We start from the raw sequence: 13,905 nt of genomic DNA, 5'->3' as shown, positions 1-13,905 counted from the left end.
CCCTCTCAAGTCACGTCCGCGATTTTAACCTGCTGGCTTTGAGCTTGACAGCTTCTGCCACTTCACCTTCTTTGTAATGGTGCGTGAAGGGAAGGTCGTGGTCCGTGTGTCCGTGTTCGTCACCCACCGCCAATGCTTCAACATGCTGCGCGGCAGCTGGGAGGTAGAAAGGAACGTACAGGATGTGTCGAGAATACCCCGCCCTTAAGATTGACGAAACCAATGCTTCCGGCACCGCCTGCGGAAGATTCCGCTGAATCCAGGCGGAGCTCATTTGGACTCTATCGACAGACTTGTCGCCCTTGGCTACGTCCGTTACGCCCGCATCAGTTGCTGTGCCGGAGTCCGTTTTCGGTGCCGTGGGTGGGGCTTTCTGCTGGCCTGGTGCCGGAGCCTCTCCAGCACCACCGCCAACAGTTGGTTTGCCCCCACCGGACGGCTTTCCTCCACTCCCGGGCTTGCCCCCGCCCCCTGGTTTGCCGCCACCTTTGGTGGGTACGGTTGGGCCCGCATCCTCAGGCGGCTCGAGAAGGTCGTTTGCCGGCGGCCGGACGGCTTCCTTCACGGTTCCGAGTTTGCTGGCGATACTATGCTTGGCGTTTGGGTCTTTCAGCTTTCGTGTCGTCGTCGAGGCCTTGATTTCGACGATAGCGAAGTCCTTCGTCTGATTGCTGAACGGAGCAGCTCGCCAAACACCGTCAATACCGTGGCCGCGGGCCTTGAGGTCGAAGAGTTTGTTCAGCTTACCGTTGTCGTTGAGCTTACCCATGACCCTTAGGCCTGGCTGCTCGCTCCATTTGCCACTCAAGCCCTTGTCGTGGTCCTTCCAGCCATTGCCCCACTTGAGCTTCTCATAGCAGTAGTAGTCGCCGATGTGCTCGCCCAAAATGCCAGTGATGCCAGTCGTAATGTCGGTTACCGCAAGTTTGGCATTCACCACACCTCGAGAGGGTGTCGGAACTGGACGGTCATGTCCTGCCTTCGCCTCTTCGCCTTTCGCGCCGGGCTTCTCGGTTGTCCGATGCTCTTCCAGCGTGCTGACCGCGGAAGAATTCGGTTGCTTCTTTCGCCAGTGAAGAAGCTTGCGCTGGACAAATTGTCCGAGCCAGTACGGCAGATTCGTTTCAACGAAGGTCAGCGCCTGCATGAATGTGACCTGCATTCCAGACGGCATTTCACGATACAGCCAGGACTTCTGGATGTGCTCGCGCGCTTCGGTCAGATACTTCTTGACGCCCGTGGCATCGAACAGCTTGTCAATCAGCGCATCCGGACTGGTCTGAATGTGCGCTTGCTGGAGCACCAGACGCAGAATGTCGAACAGCAGCGGGCCGTAGATTTCAGACTTGTGGTTGACGAGGCGAAACGTGCGCTTGACGCCGGCGCCGACGACAGGGACCCAGCCCACGACAGCGAATACAAGGTCGATGCCGGCCTCGATTTTCGTCATCTCGTCCACGCTCTCGCGGGCATTCCAGACGGTCCAGACGCTCTCCGTGGTGTCGTACACGTTCTGCGCGACATAGAACAGTGGGACAGCGTTGGCGGCCATCGACCAGCCAATCTCTTTGACGGCTTCTTCAATTGCTTGTTGGTCGCTTTCGTTCATTTCACATCCGGCCGGCCAGAAAATTTGTTGAACAGGCTGTAGAGGTTTTCCTCCGTAATGCCCTCGTGCCCGGCTGCATGCAGTTCTTTGAGAACATCAGGCTGCGCGAGCTCCGTGGGCGCAGGAACAGGCTGTGGCGTGAATGGGCGGGCGTCCTCCCCGAAGAAAACTTTTGCGGTGCCGTCTGGTACGTCGCGCAGGACCGCGTGACCATTTCCGTCGAGCTTGCCGGCCAGAGTCGTCCCGTTCTCAAACACGACTTTGTAGGGGGCTTGAGGCACAGCCTTCAGGTTGTCGTCAGTGAGATTCAGTTCGAGCTTGTTGTGCAGGTCGCCCTTGGGCAGGACCGGTAAATCGTAAGGGGTGCTCGTGGGGCCGGCGAACGCATGCTGCGCTCCCTTGATGTCTATCTTGCCCGGAGCGTGAATCTCGATATTGCCGCCCTGGATTCGGATGTACGCGCCACCTGAGGTCAGTAGAACGCCCTGGCTCGCGGCGACTTCGACCTTATCGGTCGCCGATAGCACCTTGACCGTCTTCTGCGCGGTCACTTCGATGTTGTCCGACTGCGCCTGGATTTCCACCTTGCCCTTCGCGGCGAAGAGCTTCATCCCTGCGTTCTGGACGAACAGGCTGATGCGCTCGGCGACGCTCGCGAGCAGCGATTTTCCGGCCGCGATGTGGGTGCTCTGGCCGCTGACCACGTTCACGTGTTCGTCCGCGCCCAAGTGCACCGACTGCTGCGTCGACAGTGCAATTCCCGCCGGGCTCGCGGCCAGAAGAATCGGTTTTTTGAACGCGTTGGCCGAGCCCGTGCCGCCTCCCGCAGTGCGACCGCCGTTCCCCTGGCCTTGCCCCTGAACGTTGTCAGTCGTGGCGTCGGTGAAAGCCTTGAGCGCGTTTTGGCCCGCCTTCAGGCTCTCGGCCTGGTGCTGCGTGCCGACATCGGAAAGCGACTCAACCAGGTTGTGTGCGGCAGTTAGCTGCTGCTGAGCCTGCTGGACCTCAAGCTGTTGGGCCGCGGCGCCCGAGCCGGGATGCGTCGTCAGGAACAGCCCGCGGTTGGCGCGAATGGCGCCGTAGGTGTCAGTACGCAGGTCGAAACCGCTTCCCAAGTAGTTGCCACGAACGTTACCGTCCTGGGCAATCAGGTATCCCAGGTGGAGCATGGAGCTAGCTTGTGACGAGAAGAGCTGCAATCGGTTCTGGCCTGTCGCGTCGTCCATCACCAGTTGGTTGTATCCGCCGCCGCCATACTCCTTCGACCGGAATCCAGACAGGATACCGTTCGAGTGCCAGCGAGGCTGAGTCGCCCCGTTGTATACGCGGCCCGTCGCCAACGGTCGGTCGCAATCGCCGCCGACCCAATCGATAGTGACTTCTTCGCCAACGCGCGGTATGTGCACGCTGCCGTAGCCGCTGCCAGTGTCGGAAAAAGCGGCGCGCACCCAGCATGTCGCGCCTATACCCTCTCGGCGGTCCCAGTGCATGCGAACGAGTATGCGGTTGAGGGAATCGGTGTAGACCTCCTCATTCTCCGGGCCCACGACAGTCGCCGTCTGCAGGTGCATGACAGGCTTCTTGTGGTCGAACGGACTGCGGAATGGGATTTTCTGGCGCTGGACTTCAACCTCGACGAGAAAGAAGCCATCGCTGCCCGATTCATCCTTCACCGTGAATGCGGATGCGGACTGCTCGTGTGCATCACGAACGTCAGCAATACGGGACGCCAGGCTGTGCGGATATGGTTTGTCACCGGCAACTGGAATGTTGTTTTGCACGTACCAGGTAACCTCGACAACGGCAAATTTGCGGTCGTCGACAGAATCCTGGTCGTGTTCCGGATGGAACCCAAGCGAGAACCAACGCCCCACGTCGATGTTGCGCACGCTTCCAACACCGAAGAAGCGCTTGGCTCGCGACTCCCACTCCTCGAGCTTAAGCTTTGTCAGTTTGTCGCCGCGGTCATCCTCGAGATACGTGTAGGGCCCGGTGTACTCATAGACTTCAGCCTGCTGCGGAAGCTCACCCTGGTTATCGACGGTCGGAAGTGATTTTTCCTTGCGGCCATCAGGACTCTTGTAGTCAAAAGTACGCGTCGAATACGACGTGCTCTGCAAAGTACGGGTGCCCGCCCATTGCACAAACGCATCTGCTTCGCTTGAAGTGCCGGCACGGCAGAACTCGACCTGCTCCGGCGCGAGCGGCTTCAGAGAATACAGGTCGTCGGTGATGACGAGCGTATGCGACTTGCCGTCATCGGCGTGCTCGAAGTAGTAATACCACCCCTCCGACTCAAGCAGTCGGTGAACGAAATTCCAGTCGTCTTCGTATTGCACGCAGAACGAGCGCGTGGGTGATGGCTTACGAATATCGAATCGGTAGGCGCCGATGGCTTGAGGATGTCCCTGGAATACGACCTCCAGGATGGTCTCGACAGTCTTATCCTGAAAAATCCTCGCGTCCTTGCGGAACTTCAGGAAGTGAAGCCATGACGAGAAAACGAGCTGGTAGCTGGTCAGCCGGCCATCCGCACCCAGTCTTCTTGCCGTATGGACGTAACCATGTTGTGGCCGATAGCTCTTATCGGCCTGTTGAATCCACAATGTGACCGGCTGCGCGATGAGCGTTTTCAGCTCGAGCAATTCCTTCAGCGAGACCACGTCGAGTGAAATCTCGAAATTGCGCCCCAACCGGGAGGTGCCCACCACCATTTGCGGCAGCAATATGTCAGTCCCGACTGGCGAATCCAGCTTCACAAGTCGGTCAGACTGCCGTATCCCCGAGTCGATTAATGAGATAATGTCCTGCGCTCCCATGCTGATTTTCCTTGTCATGGCCTCCCTCAAAGCTGAGCAAAATCATACGGGGTAATCCCTATGTCGACAATGGATTCGACCTAACCTGTCGGCTGCGATGGACTGAAATCTCACAATCCCTCAATCATTTGGCATAAATTGCAAACAATAAAGAAAAAGAATCGGCGATAATTTCTTAAGTCGGTGCAATATGGCAAGCACGAACTACGAATCACCAGCCAACGCTTGGGATGAACTCGTATAGCGGTGATGCTAGACCTCGAGCCAGAAGTCGGTGCGGTCCTTCGGGCGCGCTGGACAGAAGCGCAGCGATGCCTTGATTCGAAGGCGTACTTGGCTGCAATTGTTATGATGGGACGCTTACTTGAGGGCCGGCTGCTAGCGGTCTGCTTGCGGAATCCGAAATCAGCGAACGCGTATGTTGCTGCGCCAAAGCGGCCTCAATCTGTCAAGGTCAAGCGCTTCCTCGAGTGGTCGTTGGCGGAGATGATTGACGTTGCCCACAGCACCGGGTAGCTCGACCTAGATGTGAAACGATTTGGTCGTGAGCTTCGCAGCCCCCGGAAATTGGTTCATCCTTATGAGCAAATGACGGCCGGAGCCATGCAGGACGAAGACACCCGTGGCATCTCATGGCTAGTAGTCCAGGCCGCCGCAATTGACTTGGCACGGGCAATTCAGAAAACGCAGTCGTAGCGGAATATCAACGAGCGGGTATGGCAAAACCGAGAAAGAGGAAGACCACGGCACCGGGACAGGCTTACGGATACATTGTCCAGGTAGTGAGAGTAATGTGGCACCTTCTTCGTGCCAGCCCTGGTGACATCGTCGCATTCGAAACGCTGGGGGACGTCTCCATCGAGAGCGGTGGTACCGTCGTTTCGGAGGAAGACAAGAGCGGGCTTGCCCACAATCCGATTGCGGACGGTTCCAGTGCGTTGTGGAAGACGTTCGCAAACTGGGCGGATGCGCGGCGTAATGGAGACCTCCCAGCCGCCTCCAAATACATCCTGTATGTCGCGCAGCAGCACGAAGGGCAAATCGTGCAGAGGCTGAGCGATTGCAATTCACCAGCTGCTGCAACGGAGCTTGTTCAAGAGTTGCGTAAGCGGTTGGCGCCAGCGGATGCGCAAGAAGGCGACGCTGAAGACAAGGCATCGCTGAAGGCTCAATTGCGTCGCTTGTTCTCTCACAGCGATGGCGCCATAGCTGCCATCGTCCTCGACTTCGCCCTTGAGATAGCAACTGCGTCTCCATTCGACGAGGTCCGAGCTGAAATCGCGCGGAGTACAAGCGACGATAGCGTGGACTTGGTTACCGAACAGCTACTGGGATGGGTTAAGCGTCAACTGATGAAGCATATTGAAGCTCGCACACCGGTGCGGGTATCGTATGACGATTTCAGGCGGCAGCGGCTCGCCGTCTTGCGACGCGTCGATAGGAATCTGACCAGCTTTCCAGCGTGTGAAGCCGAGCCGACCAGGGCAGAAATCGAGGCTCAGCTCGTCGGTCGACGCTATGTTCACCAATTGAATCTTCTCAATCTTGACGAAGATGACCTTGAGCAACACATCAGCGACTACCTCCGCGCCTCGACTGCACGCACCGAGTGGAGTGCCTCGGGGTATCTCGATAGAGAAGGTCTTCGCAAATATAAAAAAGAGCTCGAGGACCACTGGCGGCTCTGTCGAATGGCCGTCAAGTCTTCCGATACCGCGACATCCCCTATCAATCGCGGTGTACAGCTCTTGTTTCAATGTATGGCGAAGGACCCGGCGGAAATTCAATCTCTCAAGGTGCCGCAGTATTTTTCTCGTGGTAGCTATCACGCGATGGCGGACGAACCTCGTATAGGTTGGCATCCTGAATGGAAGAAACTTCTCAACGTAGAGGCCACGCGAGGGGATGATGATGCTGATTGATGAAGTCGAGGAGATTCAGAACCCCGGCCTCGGCGCGGCGCTTATTTGGCGATTTGCCTGCGGATACGCGGCTGAGGTGAGGCAGGATGCCGCACCGATTGCGTACGCCTTCTTGGTCATTCCGCTGCTCTTCAACAAGAAGATTCTGGAAACTGTCGTAAAGACAAAAAAGGGATTGCGAAAGGTCGAGGAGAAGCTGCGCGCGGAGCAGTCGATACTAGCGACGTCACAGGACAGTGCACTGGCGATGAGGGGACTCTCCCAAGAGGCCATCGCCTTGGCTCTGAGCACTGGCCTTATTTCAGTCGACCCGGACCGTGCAACGTTCCAACCGCGAAGCACCAGCAGTCCTGCCCCACAAGGTGAGGGTGCAACTCGAATTCTCCAAGCTGCGGAGCGATTGGGCCACTGGGCTAGTCAGGTATCGCTTCGCGAGTTTTGCTTCGTTTTCCATTTGGAGCTTTGAATTGAAGCTGCAGGTCGTTGAAATCGTATTGTGGCCTCGCAAGGGCGGTTTTGCGCCGCGGCGAGTGCCGTTCGCCCTTAACTCAGCCAACGTTATTACTGGGGCGTCTAAGACGGGCAAGTCATCGATTATTCCCATCATCGACTACTGCCTTGCATCTGACCGCTGTTCGATTCCTGTCGGACTCATCCGCCAGACCGTTTCGTGGTTTGGCATTGTGGTGCAGACCGATGAAGGGCAGAAGCTGCTTGCGCGACCGGAGCCCGGCAAGCAACCGAGCTCCGGGGAGATGTACCTCGCTGAGGCAGAGAAGATAAGCGTTCCGCCTGTCATCTCGGAAGGCAACACAACGGTAAAGCAGGTGAAGACCATGCTTGACCGCGTCGCGCAGCTCACCAATCTCGGTACCGATGCGGACAATCAGGGTAGCGGATACTCTGGACGCCCAAGCTTCCGAGACTTGATGGCGTTTTGCTTCCAACCACAGAACGTCGTGGCGAACCCGGATGTGCTCTTCTATCGGGCCGACACGACAGAATATCGCGAGAAGCTTCGGGCCATTTTCCCGTATGTGCTCGGAGCAACAACGCCGGAAAGTCTTGAGAAGCGATGGGAGCTCGACTGCCTCAAACGCGAGTTGCGCGTCAAGCAGAGGGAGGTCGAGGCCTACGCAAAAGCATCGGCGACATGGCGTGCCAATCTTGAGAATTGGGTTCGTGAAGCGTATGAGCTTGGCTTGATTGACAAGGAGGCCCTGAAAAGCAAGGACGAAACACATGTCCTCTCGATACTCTCAAAGCTCGTGGAATCCGAGGTCCCGGAGAAGCCTATCTCGGCTGATGCGCTCGAGGACTCGGCTATCGAGTATGCCGAGTTGCAGAAAGAGGAGTCGTCGCTGAACGGCGAGCTCGCGGAAGTGCGACATAGGCTAACCCGTCTGTCAGAGCTGAAGGGCTCGGTCAGTCAGTATGAGATTTCGCTCGGGACGAGAAAGGACCGTCTGTCACTTTCGCGATGGCTGCGCAATCAGGCCCAAGATGTCAGCGAGGCAACCTGCCCTATATGCGCGCAGTCGTTGAAGTCGCATTCGGCGACGGTCGACGCCATGTGCGATGCGCTTGCGGTCGTCGAATCAGATGCGCGACGTGTTTCGAGAGCGCCATCCGTGTTCGACCGCGACTGGGTGGTGCTCAATGACAAAATGCGTGAACTCACCGACAAGCTGAATGCGGTAAGCGTACGTCGCAAAGGTATTGAGCAACGCAGCGCAAAAGCCAAGCAACAGAGACTCGCAACCAATCAGGTAGCGCGCTACCTGGGAGCGCTGGAGCAAGCGCTCGTGGTCTACTACGGAAGGGAAAATCCAGGCGCCGCGAAGGCGCTTGAGGAAATCGCTGGTCGCATCCAGAGCCTTCAATCTGAACTCTCGAAAGAGAACTATGAGGCGAAACTTGCAAGCGTATTGAAGCGACTGAAGAAATCGATGGAGAAGCTCGCGTCTAAGCTCGATGCGGAGGACCCGGACGCCTCGGTCAATCTCGACATCAAAGAGTTGACCGTCAGGGTAGGTGATGCCAGTGGGCGCAGCGACTTCCTCTGGCAGTTGGGGAGTGGCGCGAATTGGCTTACCTACCATGTGGCCGCCACTCTTGCCTTGCATGCGTTATTCCTTAGGCTGACCAACTCGCCGGTCCCAGGGCTGCTCGCTTTCGACCAGCCGAGTCAGGTTTACTTCCCACGAAAACTCGCCAGTAAGCGCGGGGACTTGGACCCGAAGATTGACGACGACGAAGATGCAGAGGCGGTGAGACGGTTCTTCGAAGTATTTGGAATGGCAACTGCTACCTTCAAGGGGGATTTCCAAATCATCGTGGTTGACCACGCGAGCCGCGACATTTGGGGCGGCCTGGAGGGCATTAACCCCGTCGAGGAGTGGAGGAACGGCAAAAAGCTGGTGCCTCTTGCATGGATTGAGGCGATGAGATTGGATGGCTCTGCGATAGCAGACGAGTGATTGTCGTCTCGGGTTTGTCGTGTTATATTTAATTCGACTCGCGGATAGATTTTTTGCCATGTTTCATGGCATGTGAAGCAAATGTTCCGAGATATGCCCTCGGTATCCCTCTGATACTGCAGATGCGCGCCGATGCGTAGGAGTATCCGCGAGTCTTTTCTCCTCCCGATAAAAATGTCGAGTCTCAAAGACCTAAAAGCAGCAACTGCCCGACGGGACCTCGCGGCACTGCTGCATGTCAAGCCGGGGATGCTCACTTATGCAATTTATAAGTCGCCAGAGGCTAATCGATACCGTAAGTTCGAAATAAAAAAACGTCATGGTGGCGAACGCGAAATCCTCGCGCCTGAGAATGGGTTGAAATTGCTTCAACGGAGATTGTCGACGCTTTTGCAAGACTGCATTGCTGAAATCAATTCTTTGCACGGGCACGTTGAAGATGAGGGGCGCTTCGGAATCGCGCACGGATTCAAGAGGAACCACACTATCATGACGAATGGGCGGGCGCATGTCGCCCGTCGCTACGTGTTCAACGTGGATTTGCATGATTTCTTCGGCACGATAAATTTTGGGCGTGTGCGAGGGTTCTTTCTGAAGGACAGAAATTTCGCCCTTCACCCTGAGGTTGCGACGGTAATTGCTCAAATTGCTTGTTTTGAGAACAAGCTCCCACAGGGCAGTCCCTGTTCCCCGGTTATTTCAAATCTAATCGCTCACTCGCTCGACATTCACCTTGTGCGTCTGGCGGCAAAGCATGGCGCGACATACACCCGCTATGCCGACGACCTTACGTTTAGCACAAACCGGCCAGAGTTTCCGCCGGAAATAGCGACGCTCAAGGATACCCATAGCTGGATACCTGGTGTCGACCTTGAGCGCATCGTTACTAGAAACGGGTTTAGTTTTAATCCCTCAAAAACACGATTGCAGTACCGAGACTCAAGGCAAGAAGTAACCGGCTTAACGGTAAATCGTAAGGTCAATGTCCCCGCAACGTATCGTTATACAGTACGTGCCATGGTCGACAAGCTCTTCAAGACTGGACAATTCGAGTTCGTGCATAAGAAGAGGGATGCGCAAGGAAACGTCGTTTTCGAGAATCGCTGCGTTGGTGAAAACAAGCAACTTCTCGGGATGCTTTCATATATCGACCAAGTAGACCGTTTCAATCACAAGCTGTGTACGGACAATGGTCGTGAGCCAGCAAGTACAGAGGGGCGCATAGCGTTGTTCAGGCGTTTTCTGTATTTTGATACTTTTTATGCTGCTCGCGAACCTATTATTGTTTGTGAAGGAAAAACCGATAACGTGTACCTGCGGTGTGCTATAAAAAGCCTCGCTACAGAATATCCAAGATTGATTGACAAAGGTACTCCGCCGAAGCTCGAGGTTCGATTTTTTAAGCATGCCGAGACGCGAACAGGTCACATTGCCGACTTAACCGGCGGTGTAGGTGGTATCTGCAAACTTTTGAAAAATTACCATGAGGACGTAACTGAATGGTTCAAGGCTCCTGTCTCCAAGTTTCCGGTCATCGTCTTGATAGACAACGACAACGGTGCGCACAGCATTTACGAGGCGATTGCCGGTATCACGAAGAAGCCTAAGCCAGAGGGGCGGGCTGACTTTATTCACGTAACCAGTAATCTTTACGTCGTTCCGACACCGTTCGGGCCAAAGAAAAAGCAGACTGCAATTGAGGATTTTTTCGACGAACACACTCTGGCGACGCAGCTCAATGGAAAGACCTTCAATCGTAGTAACAAGTCCGACGACTCAGACAAGTTCTACGGGAAAGGTGCATTTGCACGGGATGTCGTGGCGAAGCAGGCGAATACTATTGACTTCACTAAGTTCCGGGCCATCCTTGATAGGGTCATGAAGGTGCTGGACCACTATGAAGAGAGCCAAAAAAAGTAGGCGAAATAGAACTTCAACTGCTGATGACTAAGCACGTTCTCGAGCACCGGTTATCACGACTCCCCATGCCAGGTTGCCCGAAGCGAACTGGTATTATTTTGCGTCTATTACTGTTGCGCGCCAACAGTGTTGATGTCAATCAATAAAGACATCATTGGAAAACTTTCGTTTGACTATTGAGTGACTCCGTCTAGAATTGATGTCCACGCACCTATCGAGAGGATTCGGAAGCGATGTTGGCTTTTGACATTCATAAGCCGGCGTCGGCATGTAAAACGATTTACATGCGGGTATTCCCGATGGGCGTTTAACGTTACACACCAATAATGCGGGGGACGTATGTCTGGAGGCGGTGGTGGTAGTGGTGATTGGCGGCCGGAACCGAAAGCACCAGTGCCGGAGCCGAGAGGTGATGGAGGCGGAGGCGTCGTGGCAGGCGACCCGTGTGTCATCGACGAAGTGACGTCCCTCAATTCGGTGTCCCCGGCTGCATTGCGTAACGTGGGACCGGGCAGCCTGCTCAACGTGGTGTTTATGGCAGGGCCACCCCAACGACTCGTCGTGCAGGACAACTCCGGGCAAATCGTCGGGTCTATTACTTCGCGCTCCATGCTTCAGATTATCGAATGCATTCAGAGCGGCCGTCGGTACGTCGCAGAGGTATTAGGTATCCAAGGTGGCTCCTGCCAAGTGCGGGTGCGACTGGCATGACTCAAAGCGAAATCACTGTCGTTGGCGGCGTCTATCACGAACACTGCATCTGGCCCGTATGGGACCAAATCTTTGGCTCTGGTGGGCGAGCGGCCACCGCGCTTGTCAGTCACGTCAACAAGGTGACGCTGCACACCTATGCGCACCCGGACGTCGAAACTGAATTTAAGACTGCGGCAACGCTGTACAAGTTCGACCTGGTCATAACCGCTGCTCGGGCCGGTATTTCGTTCGAATACGTGCACTGTATGTCGACGCCTGTCATTCGGCCGGCTCTCGCGCGTATTCATGCGCACGAGCCAATCGAAGTGAGCGCCGACGCAGTGCTGCGTTTCGGGATGCTGGAGGGCTCAGGGAGGGTGAACGCGAAATGGTGCGTCTACGACCCGCAATCCGCATTTCATCCGGAACCGTTCTGGGATAACGGCAGCCACGCCGAGCATCTTGCGATTGTCGCCAACCGAAGCGAGATTACCGCGATGGCGGGGGACTCGAACCCGAAGACGGCGGCAGCGGCGCTGTTGCAGCGCGGCGCTGAAGTTGTTGTTGTCAAGTCGGGGCCAGCCGGTGCGTACGTGTACACGACAGACGGCGCAGAGGCGCATATTCCTGCCTACCGTAGCGACATGGTATGGACCATTGGCTCGGGTGACGTGTTTGCTGCCATCTTTGCAGCGCAATGGGCGGTACACAGCGTCGGCCCTGCTACCGCGGCTGAACTTGCTTCACGTGCCGTTTCGCAATACGCGGAAACGATGGGATTGCCTGCAGCCCCAGCTCAGGAGCTGTCAGAGGCTCAGCGCACGCCTTCGTCCACGGTTTCCGGGAAGGTTTATCTCGCGAGCCCGTTCTTCAACCTTGGGCAACGGTGGCTCGTGGATGAGGCGCGACGCTGCCTGGCTGAGCTCGGCCTTGAGGTATTCTCCCCGGTTCATGATGTCGGTCGAGGTCCTGCTCACGAGGTGGGGCCGAAGGACATCGAAGCCTTGAACTCATGCGACCGAGTCCTTGCGATTCTCGATGGTCTCGACGCAGGCACCGTATTCGAAGTCGGATACGCTCGCGCGAAGGGCATCCCCGTATATGCGCTTGCACAGGCAGTCAACGAGGAAAACCTGAAAATGGTGGTTGGCTCGGACTGCAACATGTTCTTCGACTTTGTGACGGCGCTGCATCACACGGCGTGGAAAGCATGAGGACTGCACTTCTTTTGTCCGGGGGGATGGACTCGGTCGCCATTGCTTACTGGGTGCGCCCGGAAGTCGGCATCACGGTGGCGTATGGCCAGCGCGCAGCCCAAGCAGAGGTACGCGCGGCCGCTGCAGTGTGTGAAGCGCTGAACATCGAGCACCACGTAATTGAAACCGACTTGAGCGCATTGGGTAGCGGCGACATGGCGGGCTTGGCGCCCACGACACTCGCTCCTGTATCGGAGTGGTGGCCCTTTCGCAACCAGATGCTGGTTACTCTGGCTGCAATGAAGGCCGTCACGCTCAATGTGAACAAACTCCTGATAGGTTCACTTCGGACCGATGGCATCCACGCGGACGGCAAGCCTGAGTTCATCGCAGCCATGAGTGCAGTGCTGCAATGCCAGGAAGGCGGGATAACGCTCGAAGCTCCCGCTATCAAGTTAAGTGGCGCGGAGCTCATCAAGACGTCTGGTGTTCCAACTGACCTGCTCGCGTGGGCCCACTCCTGTCACGTCGCCAATGAAGCTTGCGGAATGTGCCGCGGCTGCAGAAAGCATTACGAGACGCTCGAGGAGCTTGGGTTTGACCCGTATTGAAGACCCACAACCGCTAGATGATGGTCCGTATTTGGACTATGCATGGCCGGTTGAATCAAGCGCGCCGTTCGAACCATTCACCGCTCCCGCACGAAGGGCGTTTGTCGACGTGTTCGAGAAACGCCGCTCCACTCGCACACTCTCGCCAGCTCCGCTGGAGCTGACGGTCGGCGCGCTGCTTTTCGCGTTAGCGCCTCGGTTTTGGAAAGAAGGTGACGCGCTGCGACGAAGCCGTCGTCCAGCACTATCGGCCGGCGCAATCCATCCAATCTCGGTGTTGCTATTCGACAAGTCGGCCGTTTTTCGCGTCAATGCCGATTCGTGCATGCTCGAGAAGCTCACGTTTCCGTCTGAGGTGCACGACGCCTGGGTCAGCAAATGCCAACAGGTGCTTCCCAGCGCGAACGGGGCGCTCCTCACGCTCGTCGCTGACATGGCTCGTCCGATGAGCGCGTACGCGCGTAGCGAGACGCTTGTTTGGCGCGACGCCGGCGCTACGCTTCAAACTCTTGCGCTTGTAGCAGAGCTGTTCAGCCTGGGCTTCTGCCCTCTGGGCATACTCGGCAACGAAGTCGTTGCAGCCCTTCCGTCGGGGGAGCAACTACTCGCGGTCGGTGCTGCGGCAATCGGATTGCCGGTACAAGACTGACCGGCA

General features: G+C 56.5%; 9 protein-coding genes. 7 read left to right on the top strand and 2 right to left on the bottom strand.

Going from position 1 to position 13,905, the window contains the following annotated elements:
- Nucleotides 1-10: 10 nt before the first annotated feature.
- Both DPV79_RS26950 and DPV79_RS26945 read right to left on the bottom strand, forming a co-directional pair.
- Nucleotides 11-1,609: a hypothetical protein gene (locus DPV79_RS26950; RefSeq protein ID WP_113046911.1), complete on the bottom strand. Its 1,599-nt coding sequence runs from the start codon at nucleotides 1,607-1,609 to the stop codon at nucleotides 11-13.
- Entirely contained in the window at nucleotides 1,606-4,428 is a 2,823-nt protein-coding gene (locus DPV79_RS26945) for a type VI secretion system Vgr family protein (RefSeq protein ID WP_113046929.1), read from the bottom strand. The genes DPV79_RS26950 and DPV79_RS26945 overlap by 4 nt, the downstream gene beginning before the upstream one ends.
- Before the next feature lie 791 nt (nucleotides 4,429-5,219).
- Here DPV79_RS26945 and DPV79_RS26935 point away from each other — a divergent pair.
- The 7 genes from DPV79_RS26935 to DPV79_RS26905 all read left to right on the top strand — a co-directional run bounded on the left by DPV79_RS26935 (nucleotide 5,220) and on the right by DPV79_RS26905 (nucleotide 13,899).
- Entirely contained in the window at nucleotides 5,220-6,350 is a 1,131-nt protein-coding gene (locus DPV79_RS26935; protein WP_113046909.1) for an ABC-three component system protein, read from the top strand.
- On the top strand, nucleotides 6,334-6,816 hold the full coding sequence (locus DPV79_RS26930; protein ID WP_069263386.1) for a three component ABC system middle component: 483 nt from the start codon (nucleotides 6,334-6,336) through the stop codon (nucleotides 6,814-6,816). Before DPV79_RS26935 ends, DPV79_RS26930 begins: the two co-directional genes overlap by 17 nt.
- 1 nt (nucleotide 6,817) lies before the next feature.
- On the top strand, nucleotides 6,818-8,830 hold the full coding sequence (locus DPV79_RS26925) for a DUF3732 domain-containing protein (protein WP_113046908.1): 2,013 nt from the start codon (nucleotides 6,818-6,820) through the stop codon (nucleotides 8,828-8,830).
- A 174-nt stretch (nucleotides 8,831-9,004) separates the two neighbouring features.
- Nucleotides 9,005-10,750 carry a retron Ec67 family RNA-directed DNA polymerase/endonuclease gene (locus DPV79_RS26920; RefSeq protein ID WP_165843575.1) on the top strand — a complete coding sequence of 582 codons (1,746 nt, stop codon included), beginning with the start codon at nucleotides 9,005-9,007 and terminating at the stop codon, nucleotides 10,748-10,750.
- Between the two features lie 707 nt (nucleotides 10,751-11,457).
- Nucleotides 11,458-12,657 carry a PfkB family carbohydrate kinase gene (locus DPV79_RS26915; protein ID WP_113046906.1) on the top strand — a complete coding sequence of 400 codons (1,200 nt, stop codon included), beginning with the start codon at nucleotides 11,458-11,460 and terminating at the stop codon, nucleotides 12,655-12,657.
- Nucleotides 12,654-13,250 carry a 7-cyano-7-deazaguanine synthase gene (locus DPV79_RS26910; RefSeq protein ID WP_113046905.1) on the top strand — a complete coding sequence of 199 codons (597 nt, stop codon included), beginning with the start codon at nucleotides 12,654-12,656 and terminating at the stop codon, nucleotides 13,248-13,250. Before DPV79_RS26915 ends, DPV79_RS26910 begins: the two co-directional genes overlap by 4 nt.
- Entirely contained in the window at nucleotides 13,237-13,899 is a 663-nt protein-coding gene (locus DPV79_RS26905) for a nitroreductase family protein (RefSeq protein ID WP_165843574.1), read from the top strand. Before DPV79_RS26910 ends, DPV79_RS26905 begins: the two co-directional genes overlap by 14 nt.
- The last annotated feature ends 6 nt before the right edge of the window (nucleotides 13,900-13,905 follow it).

Source organism: Burkholderia reimsis (assembly GCF_003294055.1).
In the GTDB taxonomy this organism is placed as follows: Bacteria; Pseudomonadota; Gammaproteobacteria; order Burkholderiales; family Burkholderiaceae; genus Burkholderia; species Burkholderia cepacia.
This window is presented reverse-complemented; position numbering and strand designations above follow the sequence as displayed.

Excerpts from the sequence above, each read along its gene's own strand:
- DPV79_RS26950 (WP_113046911.1), bottom strand. The coding sequence starts at position 1,609 with ATGAACGAAAGCGACCAACAAGCAATTGAAGAAGCCGTCAAAGAGATT.
- DPV79_RS26945 (WP_113046929.1), bottom strand. The coding sequence starts at position 4,428 with ATGGGAGCGCAGGACATTATCTCATTAATCGACTCGGGGATACGGCAG.
- DPV79_RS26935 (WP_113046909.1), top strand. The coding sequence starts at position 5,220 with ATGTGGCACCTTCTTCGTGCCAGCCCTGGTGACATCGTCGCATTCGAA.
- DPV79_RS26930 (WP_069263386.1), top strand. The coding sequence starts at position 6,334 with ATGATGATGCTGATTGATGAAGTCGAGGAGATTCAGAACCCCGGCCTC.
- DPV79_RS26920 (WP_165843575.1), top strand. The coding sequence starts at position 9,005 with ATGTCGAGTCTCAAAGACCTAAAAGCAGCAACTGCCCGACGGGACCTC.
- DPV79_RS26915 (WP_113046906.1), top strand. The coding sequence starts at position 11,458 with ATGACTCAAAGCGAAATCACTGTCGTTGGCGGCGTCTATCACGAACAC.
- DPV79_RS26910 (WP_113046905.1), top strand. The coding sequence starts at position 12,654 with ATGAGGACTGCACTTCTTTTGTCCGGGGGGATGGACTCGGTCGCCATT.